Below are 17,000 nucleotides of genomic sequence, written 5' to 3' on the forward strand. Positions count from 1 at the left end.
GCCGTCGCCGTTTGGGCGACGGCTTTTTTTATGCCCACGCCGCGCCAGCTTGAATTCATTTCGCGCCAGGCTATGCTCAACTACAAGCCGTCCGTTGTTTGCTGAAAAATAACAATAATTCTCTTTCTCAGGTGCCTCTATGAACAGGATGAGCGTGGTGATCCTCTGGGCGCTGGCGCTGCTGGTGCTAAAGCCGGCGCTGGCTGCCGAACCGCGACAGCAGCCGACCGCCCGCGAGCAGGCACGCACAGTCACGATTTTCCATCAACCTGTCGTCATGTTGCAGGCTACTTTCGGCCAGACCACGCCCGAAGAGCGCGTCCTGCGTACCCGCAGCGCCTTACGCGCCTTTACTGAAGACGATATTCGCCAACCGCTGCGGGTCGTTGCGGTCAACCGCTATGGTCAGCCGGGCCGGCTGTTTCTGATGAACGGCAAACCGGTGCTGCTGCTGAGCCAGGCGGATCTCGATGAGGGCGATGATTTAACCCTCGACCAGGCGGCCCAGCGGGTGCTGGCGCGAATGGAGGCCCAGCGCACCAGCCTGCAGGAACAGTTCAACGACCGTTATCTGCTGCTTTCAGCCGGCAAAGCGCTGGCCGGAGGGCTGCTGCTGGCGCTGTTTTACTACGGCGCCTTCCGCGCCTGGCGGCGGGTGCGGCGCTTTTTCCTGCTGCGGATCCTTGAAAAACGCAGCGCCATCCCGCAGCACTGGCGGCGCTATCTCGGCAATATTGAAGTTCGACTCTATGCTGTGCTGGTCATTCTCGTCGGCATGCTGGCCAGTTATCTCTGGCTGAGCTGGGCCTTCAGCCTGTTTCCCTGGACACGGGTGTGGAGTGAATCGCTGGGTGACTGGTCGCTGGGCGTGATCCGCGATCTCTCCCTGTCGATTGTCGCCTCCCTGCCGGGGCTGATGATCGTGGTGCTTATTTTCCTGATCACCTGGCTCATCATTCGCCTGGTGAAAGTGGCTCTCGACCAGGTCGCCGCCGGCCGCATTCAGGTGCCGGGCATCCATCCGGAAACCGTCAGCGCCACCCGCCGGTTGATCTCGGTGGTCATCTGGCTGTTTGCCCTGTCCGCCGCCTACCCGTTCCTCCCCGGCGCCAACTCCCTCGCCTTCAAAGGCATTAGCGTGTTCTTCGGCCTGATGCTGACTCTCGGGTCGACCGGGGTGATGACCCATGCGATGAGCGGCCTGGTGCTGATCTACTCCCGGGCGCTGCGCAAAGGCGACTGGATCCGCCTCGCCGACAATGAGGGACAGGTCAGCGAGATTGGCGTGCTGGCGACCAAGATCCTCACCCGTGAGAATTACATTGTCACCGTCCCGAACGCCGTGGTGGTGAGCGGGAAAATTATTAATCTCAGCGCCGAGAGCACCGACGGCGGGTTCAATCTCACCACCAGCGTCACCATCGGCTACGATACGCCGTGGCGTCAGGTGCATGCGCTGCTGGAGCTGGCGGCAAGACGCACCCCTGGGGTGGATCAACAAATCGCCCCGATAGTTCGCAAGCTGGGGTTGCTTGACTGGTACACCGCGTATGAGCTGCAGGTGCGCTTGCTCCCCACAACTAAGCTGCCGGATGGCCGCAACGCGTTGCATAGCAGTATTATTGATGTGTTTAACGAATTCGGCGTGCAGATTATGTCGCCGAACTTTGTGATGCAGCCCAAGGCGGCGGTGGTGGTGCCGCAGGAGGCCTGGTACGCCGCCCCAGCCGTCGCGCCGCAGGAGCCTGAGAAATAAGGGCTAATATAGCGGCATTTCCGCCGGGTGGCGGCTTCACCGCTGAGCAAGAACAGCCAGCGCAGAGCCGCGTTTGTGCCGGGCGGTGGCTAACGCCTTGCCCGGCCTACGGATCGTGCGACCTGTCACTCATTTACCCACTTGCGCGACTGAAACTGCCGATGCTGGCGGCCTCAAAATCGCTGAGACGTTCCCGGAAGGCCGGGGCAGCCCGCATGGATGCGGGCTGAGGGCCGTGTCTTGCAGGGACGCTGCCTCGGCCCGACCCGCAGCCTGCAGGGATAAGTCGAAGGGACCGCGCAGCGGCGATTTTGCTGGCCGGAGCCCGGGGGTACAGGGGGCGGCGGCGACTGGCCGCCCCCTGTGCGCTCCCTGCGCCATAAGAGACATAACGCAGAAGATCAACCGGGAGCGCAATCTGCCCGGAATTAACATAGAGGTTGTCGCCCAGCCAAACGTTGTGGCTCTGCCAAACATAGTGCGAACAGGGACATTTCCGGTTGTGCCGTGATTTCGCCGGGTGGCGGCTACGCCTTACCCGGCCTGGGGTTCGTGCGACCTGTCACTCATTTACCCACTTGCGCGACTGAAACTGCCGGTGCTGGCGGCCTCAAAATCGCTGAGACGTTCCCGGAAGGCCGGGGCAGCCCGCATGGATGCGGGCTGAGGGCCGTGTTTTGCACGGACGCTGCCTCGGCCCGACCCGCAGCCTGCAGGGATAAGTCGAAGGCACCACGCAGTGGCGATTTTGCTGGCCGGAGCCCGGGGGTACAGGGGGCGGCGGCGACTGGCCGCCCCCTGTGCGCTCCCCGCGCCATAAGAGACATAACGCAGAAGATCAACCGGGAGCGCAATCTGCCCGGAATTAACATAGAAGTTGCAGCCCTGCCAAACATAGTGCGAACAGGGACATTTCCGGTTGTGCCGTTATTTCGCCGGGTGGCGGCTGCGCCTTACCCGGCCTACAACGACTGCCGGGCAATCCGACTCGGACGACGACTCAACCCTGAGCGGCGTCGATGTCGTCAAACACCTGCTGCGCCAGATGCATCGTGGCATTCGCCGCCGGCAGCCCACAGTACAGCGCAGAGTGCATGATCAACTCTTTCAGCTCATCGCGGGTGACCCCGTTGTTAAACGACGCGCGCAGATGCATCTTCAGCTCCGCCTCGCGATTGAGAGCAATCAGCATGGCAATGGTGATCATGCTGCGGGTGTGGTGGTCGAGCCCCGGACGGGTCCAGGTCTCACCCCAGGCGTAGCGGGTGATAAAGTCCTGAAACTCGTCATTCAACGGCGTCAGATGCTGCAGGGTACGGTCGACGTGGGCGTCGCCCAATACTTTGCGCCGTACCGTCATTCCGTCCTGATAGCGCTGTTTATCCTCCATGGCGTTCCCCCTGGAAAAAGCTTAGCAGCGCCGAAGTAAAGCTTTTCGGCGCCTCAATGTTTGACAGATGCGATGCCGCCAGCACCACCACCTGGGAAGAGGGGATCTGCTGCTGCAGGAAACTGGCGTCACTGACCGTAGTGACAGGGTCACTTTCACCGGCGATAATTAATGTCGGCAGCGGGATCTGCCCCACTTCGCCCCGCAGGTCGGCGGCGGCCAGCGCCTCGCAGCAGGCGGCATAGCCTTCGACGTCGGTATGGGTTAACTGGTGGCATAGCGCCTCCACCACCTCCGGCGCCTTCTGGCGAAACGCATGAGTGAACCAGCGATCCGCCGCCCCGGCAGCCACCACCGCCATTCCCTCCTGGCGTACCGCCCGCGCCCGCGACAGCCAGCTGGCCTGATCGCCAATGCGCGCCGCGGTGTTGGCAACGGCCAGACCATAAAAACGTTCTGGCGCAAAGCGTCCCAGCCACAGGCCGGTCAGACCGCCCATCGAGATCCCGCAGAACCAGGCGCGGTCGATATTCAGGTGATCGAGCAGCGCAATCACATCTTCCCCCAGCTGGGCGAGGGTCACTTTGCCATTTTTCGTCGTATTACCGTGACCGTGGGTGTCATAGCGCAGCACCCGAAAATGGGCGGTTAACGCCTCGATCTGCGGCTGCCACATCGCCCGGGTGGTGCCCAGCGAGTTGGAGAGGACGATAACCGGCGCGCCCTCCGGCCCGTCGAGTTGATAATCAAGATTCATCACGTTGCTCCTGATAACGCGCCAGTACCTGGCGCACAAAGCGTTCGGCGCTGCCGGTCGCCGTTGCCGGGTCCAGCAGCGTGGTTAAGCGTTCACGAGAGAGATACTGACTGACCTGTGGGTCAGCCGCGAGCAGATCGACCAGCGGAGAGTGACGGTCCAGCGCCTGACGGCACAGCGCCTCGATATGATGATGCGCCTCGGCTTTGCCGATGAATTCCGCCAGCGCCAGGGTCACCGCCTCGGCCATGATCAGCCCGTGGGTGATATCGAGATCGGCACGCATTTTCTGCGGGAAGACCTGCATATCGCGCACCAGCGCTTCACTTTGCGCCAGCGCCCCGCCCACCAGAGTAATCAGATCCGGCAGCGTCTCCCACTCCGCCTGCCAGCCGCCCAGCGCCCGCTCGTGCTGCTGGAGCTGGCTGGCGTAGAGGGTCGCCATCAGCCCCGGCGTACGCTGGGCGGCGGTCAGGATCGCCGCGCAGGCCACCGGATTGCGCTTATGCGGCATCGTCGATGAGCCGCCGCGGCCTTCCGCCACCGGCTCGCCGACCTCAGCCACTTCGGTCTGCATCAGCAGGGAGAAGTCGTTAGCGAATTTCCCCAGGGTACCGCAGACACCGGCAAACCAGGCGCCCGCCTCCAGCAGCCGATCGCGCTGGCTGTGCCACGGGGTATCCGGCAGCGACAGACCGAGGATCTGCGCCAGCGCCTGGCCAACCGCCGGCCCTTTCTCTTTTAGCGCGTCCAGAGTGCCCGCGGCGCCGCCAAACTGCAGCACCAGCAGCCGCGGACGCATCTCGCGCAGCCGCTGCTGCCAGCGCAGGAGCGCGTCGAGGGTGCCCGCCAGCTTCAGGCCAAAGGTCACCGGCAGCGCATGCTGCATCCAGGTCCGACCCGGCATGACAGTATCGCGATAACGATCCGCCTGGAGAGCCAGGGCAGCCAACAGCTGCTCAAGCAAGGTCTCAGCGGCATCCAGCGCCCCGCGCAGCTGGAGCACCAGTCCGGTGTCGATGGCGTCCTGACTGGTGGCTCCCCAGTGGACGTAGCGCGCAGCCTCGGGATCTCGCGCTTTTACCTGTACCGTCAGCTGTTTCACCAGCGGGATCGCCAGGTTACCGGCCCCCACCGCCGCCTCGCCCAGCGCGGCAAAATCGATGGTCTCGTGGCGGCAGGCCGCGACAATCGGCCCGACCGCTTCCGGCGGCACCATCCCGCAGACGGCCTGCGCCTGCGCCAGCGCCGCTTCAAAATCCAGCATGCCCTGCACCCGCTGCGCGTCGCTGAACCAGTCGGTCAGCGGACTGCTGCGCAGCATTGGGGTCAACAAACTCATTCTGGCTCCTTAAACACGTTCAATAATCAGGGCGATCCCCTGTCCGACGCCGATGCACATGGTGCACAGGGCGTAGCGGCCGCCGGTCCGTTTCAGCTGATAAGACGCGGTCATCGCCAGCCGGCCGCCGGAGGCACCGAGCGGGTGGCCCAGCGCGATCGCCCCGCCGTTAGGGTTCACGTGGGCGGCATCATCCGGTAAGCCCAGATCACGGGTCACCGCCAGCGCCTGAGCGGCGAAGGCTTCATTCAGTTCGATGACATCCATCTGGGCTAATGTCAGGCCGGTCTGCGCCAGCACCTTACGCACCGCGGGCGCCGGGCCAAAGCCCATGATCCGCGGCGCAACACCCGCCGTCGCCACGCCGACCACCCGGGCCAGCGGTTGAAGATCGTGAGCCGCCAGCGCCGTCTCGCTGGCCAGCAGCAGCGCACAGGCGCCATCGTTAACGCCGGAGGCGTTACCGGCGGTGACGCTGCCGTCGGCGCGCACCACGCCGCGCAGTTTAGCCAGCGCCTCCAGCGAGGTACTGCGCGGGTGCTCATCGCGGCTAAACAGCAGTGGCTCGCCTTTACGCTGCGGCACCTGGATGGCGATCAGCTCATCGGCAAAACGCCCCGCCTCCTGCGCCGCGGCGGTACGCAGTTGACTGCGTAAGGCGAACGCGTCCTGATCGGCACGGGAAATGGCAAACTCATCGGCGACGTTTTCCGCCGTCTCCGGCATGGAATGCACGCCGTACAGGGCTTTCATCTGCGGGTTAATAAAGCGCCAGCCGATGGTGGTATCCTCCATCTGCATGCTGCGGCTAAAGGCGCTCTCTGCTTTCCCCATCACAAACGGCGCGCGGGACATGCTCTCCACGCCACCGGCGATCATCAGCTGCGTCTCGCCGCTTTTAATCGCCCGCGCCGCGACGCCGATCGCATCGAGGCTGGAACCGCACAGGCGGTTGATGGTGCTCCCGGGCACGCTCTCCGGCAGCCCGGCCAGCAGCAGCGCCATCCGCGCCACGTTGCGGTTATCTTCCCCGGCCTGGTTGGCGCAGCCAAAGATCACATCGTCAATGCGCGAGGGATCCAGTCCCGGGTTACGCTCCAGCAGGGCTTTTAATGGCAGCGCCGCGAGGTCGTCGGCGCGCATCGTCGCCAGGGTACCACCGAAACGGCCAAAGGGTGTACGTACCGCATCACAGATAAATGCCTGATTCATCATAGGTTCCTTACGCGCTTTCCGCCAGTTGTTCAAAGGTCAGCGCCACCGGAGTGATGCGCTGCAGCTCTTCAAAAGAGAGACCGTTAAAGATTTCACGTACCACCGGGCCGCGGTCGGTGATGTCGATCACCGCCAGGTCGGTATAGATCCGGCTGACGCAGCCGACGCCGGTCAGCGGGTAGCTGCACTGCGCCACCAGCTTGCACTCGCCGTCACGGGTCAGGTGGTCCATCATCACGAACACCTGGCGGGCGCCGATGGCCAGATCCATCGCCCCGCCAACGGCCGGGATCGCATCCGGCGCACCGGTGCTCCAGTTCGCGAGGTCGCCGCTGGCGGAGACCTGATAGGCCCCCAGCACGCAGATATCGAGATGGCCGCCGCGCATCATGGCGAAGGAGTCGCCGTGGTGGAAATAGCAGCCGCCCTGCAGGAGGGTGACATACTCTTTACCGGCATTGATCAGCTCGGGATCTTCTTCCCCGGGCTGCGGTTTCGGCCCCATCCCCAACAGGCCGTTTTCGCTGTGCAGGAACACTTCTTTGTCGGCGGGCAGGTAATTGGCAATGCGGGTCGGCAGGCCGATGCCGAGGTTGACGTAAGCGCCTTCGGGAATATCGCGGGCCACGCGCTGGGCCATTTCGTCACGGGTCAGTTTTTGCATCTCGGGCTCCTCAGGCGCGTTGTGCGGCAGTCAGGTTTTCCAGCGAGAAGACACGCTGGACGAAAATGCCGGGGGTGATGATGTGTTCCGGGTCGAGGTCGCCCAGCGGCACCAGCTGCGAGACCTCGACGATGGTGGTTTTCGCCGCCGTCGCCATGATCGGGCCAAAGTTGCGCGCCGCCTTGCGATAGACCAGGTTGCCCCAGCGGTCGCCCTGATGGGCCTTAATCAGCGCGAAATCGGCTTTAATCGGATATTCCAGTACGTAATGGCGACCATCGATTTCCCGCGTCTCCTTGCCTTCCGCCAGCGGTGTGCCGTAGCCGGTGGGGGTAAACACTGCCCCCAGCCCGGCGCCAGCCGCCTGGATCCGCGCCGCGAGGTTACCCTGCGGCACCAGCTCCAGCTCCACTTTGCCGCGGCGATAGAGGTCATCGAAAATCTGGGAATCCACCTGGCGCGGGAAGGAGCAGATCATCTTGCGTACTCGCCCGGCTTTCAGCAGCGCCGCGAGACCCACTTCCCCGTTGCCGGCGTTGTTATTAATGATGGTCAGGTCGCGGGCGCCCTGGTCAATCAGGGCGTCAATCAGAAAGGTCGGCTGGCCGGCGGGACCAAAGCCGCCGATCATAATAGTCGCCCCGTCGTGGATCCCGGCGATGGCCTCGCTCAGCGTCGATACGCTTTTATCAATCATCAGGTCGCTCCAGTGATGTGCGGTAATCGCACTTTTATTCGTTGTTCGCACAAAATGTGACCCGCTTAACGATGTCGGTCAAGGGCGATAATCGAAATATGGTGCGATAATCGAACATCGGTTATCTTTAGCGAAAGAATGTGATCGATGGCAAATATGGGGAACAGAAATGGACAAGCATCCAGACGATTTACTGACCGGCGACGGCGATCCGTTTAAGGGCGATCCTAACTTTATGGCCTCCCTGGCGCGCGGCCTGGAGGTGATTCAGGCGTTCACGCCGCAGCGGCCCCTGCTGTCTATCTCGCAGATCAGCCAGAAGACCGGCATTCCGCGCGCGGCGGTGCGCCGCTGCCTGTATACCCTGAGCAAGCTGGGGTTCGTGTATGCCGAAGACGGTAAGAATTTCCAGCTGCGACCGCGGATCCTGGCGCTGGGCCACGCCTGGCTGGCCTCGACGCCGCTGGCGCGTTCGGCGCAGCCGGTGCTGCGACATCTGAGCGAAATGCTCAACGAGTCCTGCTCCATCGCCACCCTCGACGGGGACGATATTCTGTATATCGCCCGCGCCTCCAGCTCGCGGATTATGACCATCGACCTGGATATCGGCAGCCGCCTTCCGGCCTGGGCGACCTCGATGGGCCGGGTGCTGCTCAGCCATCAGCCGGAGGAGAAGCTCAACGACATGCTGGCTCGGGTGACCATGATCCGCTACACCCCGCAGACGGTGGATTCGGTGGCGAAGCTGCGCACCGAACTGAAACGGGTGCATCAGCAGGGGTATGCCCTCAACGACCAGGAGCTGGAGATGGGCCTGCGCTCCCTCGCGGTACCGCTGTTTAACGCTCAGGGGCAGGTCCAGGCGGCGCTGAACGTTGGGGTGCATGCGGGCCAGATGTCGGCCCGCGAGATGATCGATCGCGTGCTGCCGGAGCTGCAAAAAGCCGCCCGCGAGCTGACGCTGCTTCTGCGCTAACGACTGCGCTTGGCGTGCTGCTCCCAGGTCTCCTGCTTCGCCTCGGCCGATTTACGCAGCGCGACATAGCAGGCGCCGCTGCCGCCATGATGTGGAAGCGCGGCGCAGAAGGCCTGCACCTCCGGCAGCTCTTCCAGCCAGCGCGCCAGATAGCTGCGGATAATATTGGCGTGGGACTGGTCGTCGCGGCCTTTGCCGTGAACGATCAGCACATTACGTAACCCCTCTTTCTGCGCCTGCACCATAAAGGCGAAGAGCATCTGTCGGCACTGTTCCACCGGCTGGCGCAGCAGGGAGAGGCTCGCCTGCTGGCTGTATTTCCCCCGCCGCAGCTTATCCAGCACGCCGCTCTGCAGCCCTTCACGCTTAAACTCCAGCGGCGTGGCGAGCGGCACGATATCGAGATAGCCGGTGGTGAGAAAATTATCCAGTTGCAGGGTATCGACGCGCTGCGGGGCCCGGCTGTTGCGCCCGGGATGCCAGTGCACGTCATTTTTACGTTTCAGAGGCTGGACATCTTCCATGGCGTCAAGAAACAGGGATTTGTCATCAAGGTTCATGGGCTCTCCTCCAGCGGCTGTCGCCAGCTACTATAGCCGCCCGGCGCTCCCCCCTCAACGCGTTTAGCCGCGTTCGCTGGCAAAGTGAGCGCGACGGCGATTAAGGAAACAATTGTCGGCTCTGGCGGCGAAACAGCGTGATTAACGACGCCGTTAATGGCGTCTGCCGGGTATCGCGCCGCTGGATCAGATAATAGGTGGCCGTCGGCAAGACGTCGCGGACAGGGATCATCACCAGCTTGTCCGCCATCAGCGGATCGTTGCCGAGCTCCACCGGCAGGATGCTGAGAAAATCACTTTTCACCACCAGGCTAATGCACGACGAGAAGGTTTCGCAAACAATATCTACCTTAGGCGCTAACCCGGCCTGATTAAGCCGGTCCTGCAGCTGTTTAAAGTAGCTGCCGCGCGGCGTCGGCATGGTCCAGTGGTGATCCATCAACTCCCCCAGCGAGGTGGCCTGCGCCGCAGGATGTCCTGCGCGGGCGAACACCGCGAACGGTTTCTCAAACAGTTTCTCAAAGCTGAACTCATGGTCGTACGGCCCGGGGTAATAGGTATTGATGGTGAAATCCAGCTCTCCCTGGCGCAGCTCATTGATCATCGCCAGCAGCTGGCCCTCCATGATCCGCACCTTTACCTGCGGATGCTGCTGATGAAAGCGACAGATCACCGACGGCATCAGCGACCGGGCGACGCTGGCGCCAAGGCCAATATTAATTTGCCCGGCCTGCTCGCCCTGACGCTGCAGCAGTTCGTCCTGCGCCGCCCGCAGCTCCTCAAGGATCAAGCTCGCATGTTGGTAAAAGCTTTCGCCGTTTTCGGTCAGCGCCACCCCCTGACTGCGGCGCACGAACAGCTGGGCGGAAAGCCCCTCCTCCAGCTCTTTAATCGCTTTGGTCAGGGCCGGCTGCGAGACCGCCAGCGCCCGGCTGGCGCCGCGAATACTCCCTTCCCGGGCCACTTCGACGAAGGCGCGGATATGATGAAATTTAATCTGAAATGCCATGCTTTAGGTGATAACCATTGTTTATCAGACAGAAGAAAATCACATCTACTGTAATCCATCAGGCTATGGCAGGTTAAGTGGGATACGGCCTGTAAAACGTAAGTGATAAACAAAAGCTATCACATCGTGAACGCCGTCACATTTTTTACTTATGACAGGATGAGCTATGCCGCAACTTGATGAATACCTCCACCAGCTGGCGCCGGCCATGATCCAATGGCGCCGTGATTTTCACCTGCACGCGGAATCCGGCTGGCTGGAATTCCGCACTGCCAGCAAGGTGACGGAGATCCTCGACGGGCTCGGCTATCAGCTGGCGCTGGGGCGCGATGTCATCGATGCCGATAGCCGGATGGGGCTGCCGGACGAGGATACCCTGGCCCAGGCTTTCGAGCGCGCCCGCGAACAGGGCGCGCCGGAGCGCTGGCTGCCGGCGTTTGAAGGCGGTTTCGCCGGCGTGGTCGCCACGCTCGACACCGGACGTCCCGGCCCAACCCTGGCCTTCCGCGTCGATATGGATGCCCTTGACCTCAATGAACAGCACGACGACAGCCACCGCCCTCATCGCGACCATTTCGCCTCCTGCAACGCCGGTATGATGCACGCCTGCGGCCATGATGGCCATACCGCCATCGGGCTGGGCCTGGCGCATGTCCTGAAGCAGTATGCCGCGCAGCTCAACGGGGTGATCAAACTGATTTTCCAGCCCGCTGAAGAGGGCACCCGCGGCGCCCGGGCGATGGTGGCCGCCGGCGTGGTGGATGACGTGGATTATTTCACGGCGATCCATATCGGGACCGGTGTGCCGGCAGGTACCGTCGTCTGCGGTGGCGACAACTTTATGGCCACTACTAAATTCGACGTGCAGTTCAGCGGCGTGGCCGCCCACGCCGGCGGCAAGCCGGAGGAGGGGCGCAACGCGCTGCTGGCCGCCGCCCAGGCCGCTCTTGGCCTGCACGCCATCCCGCCGCACAGCGCCGGCGCCTCGCGGGTCAACGTCGGGGTGATGCAGGCGGGCACCGGGCGCAACGTGGTGCCCTCTTCCGCGCTGTTAAAAGTGGAAACCCGCGGTGAAAGCGAAGCCATTAACCAGTACGTGTTCGAGCGGGCGCAGCACGTCATCGCCGGGGCGGCGGCGATGTACGAAGCCCGCTACGAACTACGCATGATGGGTGCTGCGACCGCCAGCGCGCCGTCGCCGGCGTGGGTGGACTATCTGCGCGAACAGGCCGCCCGTGTGCCCGGCGTGCAACAGGCGGTGGATCGTATCGCCGCCCCGGCGGGCTCGGAAGACGCCACCCTGATGATGGCCCGGGTCCAGGCGCGCGGCGGCCTCGCCTCGTACATGATCTTCGGCACCCAACTGAGCGCCGGTCACCACAATGAGAAGTTTGACTTCGACGAGAGCGTCATGGCGCTAGCGGTAGAAACTCTGGCGCGTATCGCGCTTAACTTTCCCTGGCAGCGGGGGGTGTAATGGAAGCCATTTTTCAGTTTGTGGACGAGATGATTGAGACGCGACGCGAGGCGTACTGCGCCATCGCCGATGACATCTGGGATCACCCGGAGACCCGCTTTGAGGAGTACTGGTCCGCCCAACGCCTGGCGGATGCGCTGGAGGCAGAAGGTTTCCAGCTCACTCGCGATGCGGGTGGGATCCCGAATGCCTTTATCGCCAGCGTCGGCGAAGGCCAACCGGTGATTGCCCTGCTCGGCGAATTTGACGCCCTGGCGGGCCTCAGCCAGCAGGCGCACTGCGCGGAACCGACACCCTCGACACCGGGAGCCAACGGCCACGGCTGCGGGCACAATCTGCTCGGTACGGCGGCATTCGCCGCGGCGGTCGCCGCCAAAGCCTGGCTGCAACAGCATGGCGGCGCGGGCACGCTGCGCTTCTATGGTTGTCCCGGCGAGGAAGGCGGATCGGGAAAAACCTTTATGGTGCGCGAAGGGTTGTTTGATGATGTCGATGCGGCGCTGACCTGGCATCCGGAAGCCTGGGCCGGGATGTTCAGCACCCGCACCCTCGCCAATATTCAGGCGGCATGGCGTTTTACCGGCACCGCCGCCCACGCTGCGAATTCGCCGCACCTGGGCCGGAGCGCGCTGGATGCCGTCACTCTGATGACCACCGGCAGCAACTTCCTCAATGAACATATCATCGAGAAGGCGCGGGTCCATTATGCCATTACCGATACCGGCGGTGTCTCGCCCAACGTGGTGCAGGCTCAGGCGGAAGTGCTGTATCTGATCCGTGCGCCGGAGATGGCCGACGCGGAGGAGATCTTCGCCCGCATCGAGAAGATTGCTCAGGGGGCCGCGCTGATGACCGAGACCCAGGTCAGCTGCCGCTTTGAAAAAGCCTGCTCCAGCTATCTCCCCAACCGCACGCTTGAGGCGGCGATGTATCAGGCGGTCTGTCATTACGGTACCCCCGCCTGGAGCGACGAGGAGCGCGCTTTTGCCGCGGCGATACGCGCCACCCTCAGCGCCAACGATATTAACAACAGCCTGAACAATATTGCCGGCACCAGTGGGGAGGAAGGCAAAACGTTCGCTCGTCGCCACCGCGACACGCTGCTGATTGATGAGGTGGCGCCCTGGGCGGCCACGGATAACGTCCTCGCCGGCTCCACTGACGTCGGCGATGTCAGCTGGAAAGCGCCGGTGGCTCAGTGCTTCAGCCCGTGCTTCGCGGTGGGAACCCCGCTGCACAGCTGGCAGCTGGTGAGTCAGGGCAGAACCTCCATCGCCCATAAAGGGATGTTGCTGGCGGGGAAAGTGCTCGCGGCGACCGCGATCCGTTTATTCAGCGACAGCGCCCTGCTGGCGGCCAGCCAGCAAGAACTCAGGCAGGTACTGGCCGAACGCCCCTATCGTTGCCCGATCCCGGCGGAGGTGAGTCCGACCGTTTTACGATAACCACTTAAGACAGGCTACTCCTGGCCAACGCTGACCGGCATCGCGGCACGCACCGACCATAATAACCGCCGGCAGTACGGGAGCAGGCCTGCCCAACACAACAACGACAACAGAGGAACGCCCATGAGTATGTCATCCATACCGTCGTCTTCCCCCGGCGGAAAGCGCTATGGCTGGGTAGAGAAGATCGGTAACAAAGTCCCGCACCCGTTTTTGCTGTTTATCTATCTTATCGTGGCGCTGATCGCGGCCACGGCGATACTTTCCGCCTTCAACGTCGGGGTGCAGAACCCTACGGATGGTTCACGGGTGGTGGTCAAAAATCTGCTCAGCGTGGAAGGGTTGCACTGGTTTTTGCCCAACGTCATTAAAAACTTCAGCGGTTTCGCGCCGCTGGGGGCGATCCTCGCCCTGGTGCTGGGCGCTGGCTTCGCCGAGCGGGTGGGTCTGTTACCCGCGCTAATGGTGAAGATGGCCTCTCACGTCAGCGCCCGCTATGCCAGCTATATGGTGCTGTTTATCGCCTTCTTCAGCCATATCTCTTCCGACGCGGCGCTGGTAATTATGCCGCCGCTGGGCGCGCTGATGTTCCTCGCCGTCGGTCGGCATCCTGTCGCCGGCCTGTTGGCGGCGATTGCCGGCGTGGGCTGCGGCTTTACCGCCAATTTACTGATTGTCACCACCGACGTACTGCTCTCAGGGATCAGCACCGAGGCGGCAAAATCCATCGATGCCTCTTTGCACGTCAGCGTGATCGACAACTGGTACTTTATGGCGACCTCGGTGATCGTTCTGACGCTCGTCGGCGGACTGATCACCGATAAGCTGGTGGAGCCTCGGCTGGGGCAGTGGCAAGGCAGTCGTGATGAAAAGCTGCAGACGCTGACGCCCGAGGAGCGTTTCGGCCTGCGCATCGCCGGCGTGGCAACGCTGGTATTCGTGGCGGTCGTCGCCCTGATGGTGGTCCCCGAGAACGGTATTCTTCGCGACCCGGTTCAACATACGGTCATGCCCTCGCCGTTTATCAAAGGCATCGTGCCGCTGATTATCTTTTTCTTCTTTGTCGTGTCGCTGGCATACGGCATCGCCACCGGCAAAATTCGCCGCCAGGCCGACCTGCCGCAGCTGATGATTGAGCCGATGAAAGAGATGGCCGGGTTTATCGTGATGGTCTTCCCGCTGGCGCAGTTCGTGGCGATGTTCAACTGGAGCAACATGGGCAAGTTTATGGCCGTCGGTCTGACGGACCTGCTGGAGAGCGCCGGGATGAACGGCGTCCCGGCGTTTGTCGGGCTCGCGCTGCTGTCGGCTTTTCTGTGTATGTTTATCGCCAGCGGCTCGGCCATCTGGTCGATTCTGGCGCCGATCTTCGTGCCGATGTTTATGCTGCTGGGCTTTCACCCGGCCTTTGCGCAGATCCTCTTTCGCATCGCCGATTCATCGGTGCTGCCGCTGGCGCCGGTGTCGCCGTTTGTGCCGCTGTTTCTCGGCTTCCTACAGCGCTACCGACCGGATGCCCGCCTCGGCACCTACTACTCGCTGGTGCTCCCTTACCCGCTGATTTTTCTCGCCGTCTGGCTGCTGTTGCTGGTGGGATGGTATCTGGTGGGACTGCCGATCGGCCCTGGCATCTATCCGCGGCTGTCTTAACCCGCCGATGCGCCAGGGACGGCCGCCTTAGCTTAACGCGATATCTTCACTTTGAATTTGCGGGTCGCTTCCCCGGCTCCGGCGAATATGCCGAAAAGCGCGCGATACCCTCGCTCAAGCAACAGCGACATACCATGAATAACCAGACCGCTGAAGATCAGTACGATTACGCCAGTCAGTATATATTGCATAGCTCCACCTCTGAGTTATTAACCGCGCCGCGCCGACGCGGTAGCACTTTCCCGAGCGCGCACAGCGGCGCGGAGGACCTACGTCGTCAGCTTAAAAGTAGCAAAAACCCTGTCCGGTAACCCGCCAGGATCGATCCAAAAATAAATCATCGTGGCGATCGCAGAATGCCTCCACGGCGGATAGCCCGCCGTGCTATTTGGCGATGCGGTTTTACCTTTTGGGAGTATAGTTGACTGTCGTCAGCGCGTGGTATCGTGTGCCCCTCATGTACGATGGTGGATGACAGAAACGATGTTGACCTTGCTGCAGGATAAAATGGATACCCCGCTGGGGCCGCTGTGGGTACTTTGCGACGAACAGTTTAATTTGCGCGCCGTCGAGTGGGACGAGCACCGCGATCGGATGGAAACCCTGCTCGACGTTCACTATCGACGGGAAGGCTATCAGCGCGTCGACTGCCGCAACCCAGGCGGCCTCAGCAGTAAGCTGAACGACTATTTCGCCGGCGATCTGGCGATTATCGATACCCTGGCTACCGCCACCGCCGGCACCCCGTTCCAGCGCCAGGTCTGGCAGGCGTTACGCGATATCCCCTGCGGCCAGGTGATGCACTATGGCCAACTGGCCGAGGCGCTCGGACGCCCCGGCGCCGCTCGCGCCGTGGGGGCCGCCAATGGCGCCAATCCGGTGAGTATCGTGGTGCCCTGTCATCGGGTCATCGGGCGTAACGGCACCCTGACCGGCTATGCCGGGGGCGTGCAGCGAAAAGAGTGGTTATTGCGCCATGAAGGGTATCTTTTACTTTGACTGAAAATGCCTTTTCTGGAATCTTCAGGTAATTTTACAATCAAATATAGCGAAATAATCTATTGCTTATCAATCAGATATACAGCCATTTTGATTTACCCTGCTGATATTACGTGTTTCCGGGTCTGAAGACTTACCTGCTGATCAAAAAGATGTTAAAATTGACCAATATCAATTAAGGCCTGAGCAGACATATGATCCCTGAGAAGCGAATTATTCGACGCATTCAGTCTGGCGGTTGTGCTATCCATTGTCAGGATTGCAGTATCAGCCAGCTCTGCATCCCCTTTACTCTGAACGAGCATGAGCTTGATCAGCTGGATAATATTATCGAGCGGAAAAAGCCAATCCAGAAAGGTCAAACCTTGTTCAAAGCCGGTGATGAGCTGAAGTCGTTGTACGCTATTCGCTCCGGGACCATCAAAAGCTACACCATCACTGAGCAAGGTGATGAGCAGATCACCGGCTTCCATCTGGCGGGCGATCTGGTGGGCTTCGACGCCATCGGCACCGGTCTGCACCCGAGCTTTGCGCAGGCGCTGGAAACCTCGATGGTCTGCGAAATCCCCTTTGAAACCCTTGACGATCTTTCCGGAAAAATGCCGAATCTGCGTCAGCAGATGATGCGCCTGATGAGCGGTGAGATTAAAGGCGACCAGGATATGATCCTGCTGCTTTCCAAAAAGAATGCCGAAGAGCGTCTGGCGGCGTTTATCTATAACCTCTCTCGTCGTTTCGCCCAGCGCGGTTTCTCACCGCGTGAGTTCCGCCTGACCATGACCCGCGGCGATATTGGCAACTATCTCGGCCTCACTGTCGAAACCATCAGCCGTCTGCTGGGGCGTTTCCAGAAAAGCGGCATGCTGGCAGTGAAAGGCAAATACATCACTATTGAAAACAGCGATCTGCTGGCCCAGCTGGCCGGTCAGGCTCGCAACGTCGCTTAATCTCTGCGCACCACCTGGTCACGATCGGCAATTTTTTAAGATTTGTTGATCTGACCAGGCTCCTCCCCTGTTTCAATTCATCCATATAGGTTATCTTTTTAGTAACTGACGGTAGC

At 61.6% G+C, this 17,000-nt stretch carries 16 protein-coding genes; 7 read left to right on the top strand and 9 right to left on the bottom strand.

The annotated features are described in order from the left end of the window. Positions 1-139: 139 nt before the first annotated feature. Entirely contained in the window at positions 140-1,756 is a 1,617-nt protein-coding gene (locus tag SP68_RS13600; RefSeq protein ID WP_012968328.1) for a mechanosensitive ion channel family protein, read from the top strand. A 1,000-nt stretch (positions 1,757-2,756) separates the two neighbouring features. On the opposite strand, the gene pcaC is transcribed toward SP68_RS13600, so the two are convergent. Genes pcaC through SP68_RS13630 form a run of 6 tightly spaced genes read right to left on the bottom strand, consistent with a single transcriptional unit; the run spans position 2,757 to position 7,821 of the window. Next, positions 2,757-3,146 (bottom strand): 4-carboxymuconolactone decarboxylase, encoded by a 390-nt coding sequence (gene pcaC / locus SP68_RS13605; protein ID WP_008805049.1) that lies wholly within the window; start codon positions 3,144-3,146, stop codon positions 2,757-2,759. After that, positions 3,136-3,903 carry a 3-oxoadipate enol-lactonase gene (gene pcaD, locus SP68_RS13610; protein WP_016160947.1) on the bottom strand — a complete coding sequence of 256 codons (768 nt, stop codon included), beginning with the start codon at positions 3,901-3,903 and terminating at the stop codon, positions 3,136-3,138. Before pcaD ends, pcaC begins: the two co-directional genes overlap by 11 nt. Continuing rightward, positions 3,893-5,245: a 3-carboxy-cis,cis-muconate cycloisomerase gene (locus SP68_RS13615; RefSeq protein ID WP_012968331.1), complete on the bottom strand. Its 1,353-nt coding sequence runs from the start codon at positions 5,243-5,245 to the stop codon at positions 3,893-3,895. The genes pcaD and SP68_RS13615 overlap by 11 nt, the downstream gene beginning before the upstream one ends. Before the next feature lie 9 nt (positions 5,246-5,254). After that, positions 5,255-6,457 carry a 3-oxoadipyl-CoA thiolase gene (pcaF, locus tag SP68_RS13620; protein WP_040968470.1) on the bottom strand — a complete coding sequence of 401 codons (1,203 nt, stop codon included), beginning with the start codon at positions 6,455-6,457 and terminating at the stop codon, positions 5,255-5,257. 10 nt (positions 6,458-6,467) lie between these two features. Beyond that, entirely contained in the window at positions 6,468-7,124 is a 657-nt protein-coding gene (locus SP68_RS13625; protein WP_012541879.1) for a 3-oxoacid CoA-transferase subunit B, read from the bottom strand. A gap of 10 nt (positions 7,125-7,134) precedes the next feature. Next, positions 7,135-7,821 (bottom strand): 3-oxoacid CoA-transferase subunit A, encoded by a 687-nt coding sequence (locus SP68_RS13630; RefSeq protein WP_008805054.1) that lies wholly within the window; start codon positions 7,819-7,821, stop codon positions 7,135-7,137. A 169-nt stretch (positions 7,822-7,990) separates the two neighbouring features. On the opposite strand from SP68_RS13630, the gene SP68_RS13635 reads away from it, so the two are divergent. Next, complete coding sequence (locus tag SP68_RS13635; RefSeq protein WP_012541880.1) at positions 7,991-8,797, top strand: IclR family transcriptional regulator domain-containing protein; 807 nt, start codon at positions 7,991-7,993, stop codon at positions 8,795-8,797. Here SP68_RS13635 and smrA read toward each other — a convergent pair. After that, entirely contained in the window at positions 8,794-9,357 is a 564-nt protein-coding gene (gene smrA / locus SP68_RS13640) for a DNA endonuclease SmrA (protein ID WP_008805056.1), read from the bottom strand. The genes SP68_RS13635 and smrA overlap by 4 nt on opposite strands. A 100-nt stretch (positions 9,358-9,457) precedes the next feature. Then, entirely contained in the window at positions 9,458-10,366 is a 909-nt protein-coding gene (locus SP68_RS13645; protein ID WP_008805057.1) for a LysR family transcriptional regulator, read from the bottom strand. Between the two features lie 166 nt (positions 10,367-10,532). On the opposite strand from SP68_RS13645, the gene SP68_RS13650 reads away from it, so the two are divergent. From SP68_RS13650 to abgT, 3 genes are all read left to right on the top strand, one after another. Next, positions 10,533-11,843: a M20 family metallo-hydrolase gene (locus tag SP68_RS13650; RefSeq protein WP_040968469.1), complete on the top strand. Its 1,311-nt coding sequence runs from the start codon at positions 10,533-10,535 to the stop codon at positions 11,841-11,843. Then, positions 11,843-13,288: a M20 family metallopeptidase gene (locus tag SP68_RS13655; protein ID WP_040968468.1), complete on the top strand. Its 1,446-nt coding sequence runs from the start codon at positions 11,843-11,845 to the stop codon at positions 13,286-13,288. Before SP68_RS13650 ends, SP68_RS13655 begins: the two co-directional genes overlap by 1 nt. Positions 13,289-13,411: 123 nt before the next feature. After that, complete coding sequence (abgT, locus tag SP68_RS13660) at positions 13,412-14,938, top strand: p-aminobenzoyl-glutamate transporter (protein WP_040968467.1); 1,527 nt, start codon at positions 13,412-13,414, stop codon at positions 14,936-14,938. Positions 14,939-14,970: 32 nt separating this feature from the next. On the opposite strand, the gene SP68_RS13665 is transcribed toward abgT, so the two are convergent. Next, positions 14,971-15,129, bottom strand: a complete 159-nt coding sequence (locus SP68_RS13665; protein WP_002903398.1) for a hypothetical protein — start codon at positions 15,127-15,129, stop codon at positions 14,971-14,973. 292 nt (positions 15,130-15,421) lie between these two features. On the opposite strand from SP68_RS13665, the gene ogt reads away from it, so the two are divergent. Next, on the top strand, positions 15,422-15,937 hold the full coding sequence (gene ogt, locus SP68_RS13670) for a methylated-DNA--[protein]-cysteine S-methyltransferase (RefSeq protein ID WP_012541887.1): 516 nt from the start codon (positions 15,422-15,424) through the stop codon (positions 15,935-15,937). A gap of 194 nt (positions 15,938-16,131) precedes the next feature. Beyond that, positions 16,132-16,884, top strand: coding sequence for a fumarate/nitrate reduction transcriptional regulator Fnr (gene fnr / locus SP68_RS13675; protein WP_002903394.1), 753 nt, complete (start codon positions 16,132-16,134; stop codon positions 16,882-16,884). The last annotated feature ends 116 nt before the right edge of the window (positions 16,885-17,000 follow it).

The sequence above is a fragment of the Klebsiella variicola genome, from assembly GCF_000828055.2.
GTDB lineage: Bacteria > Pseudomonadota > Gammaproteobacteria > Enterobacterales > Enterobacteriaceae > Klebsiella > Klebsiella variicola.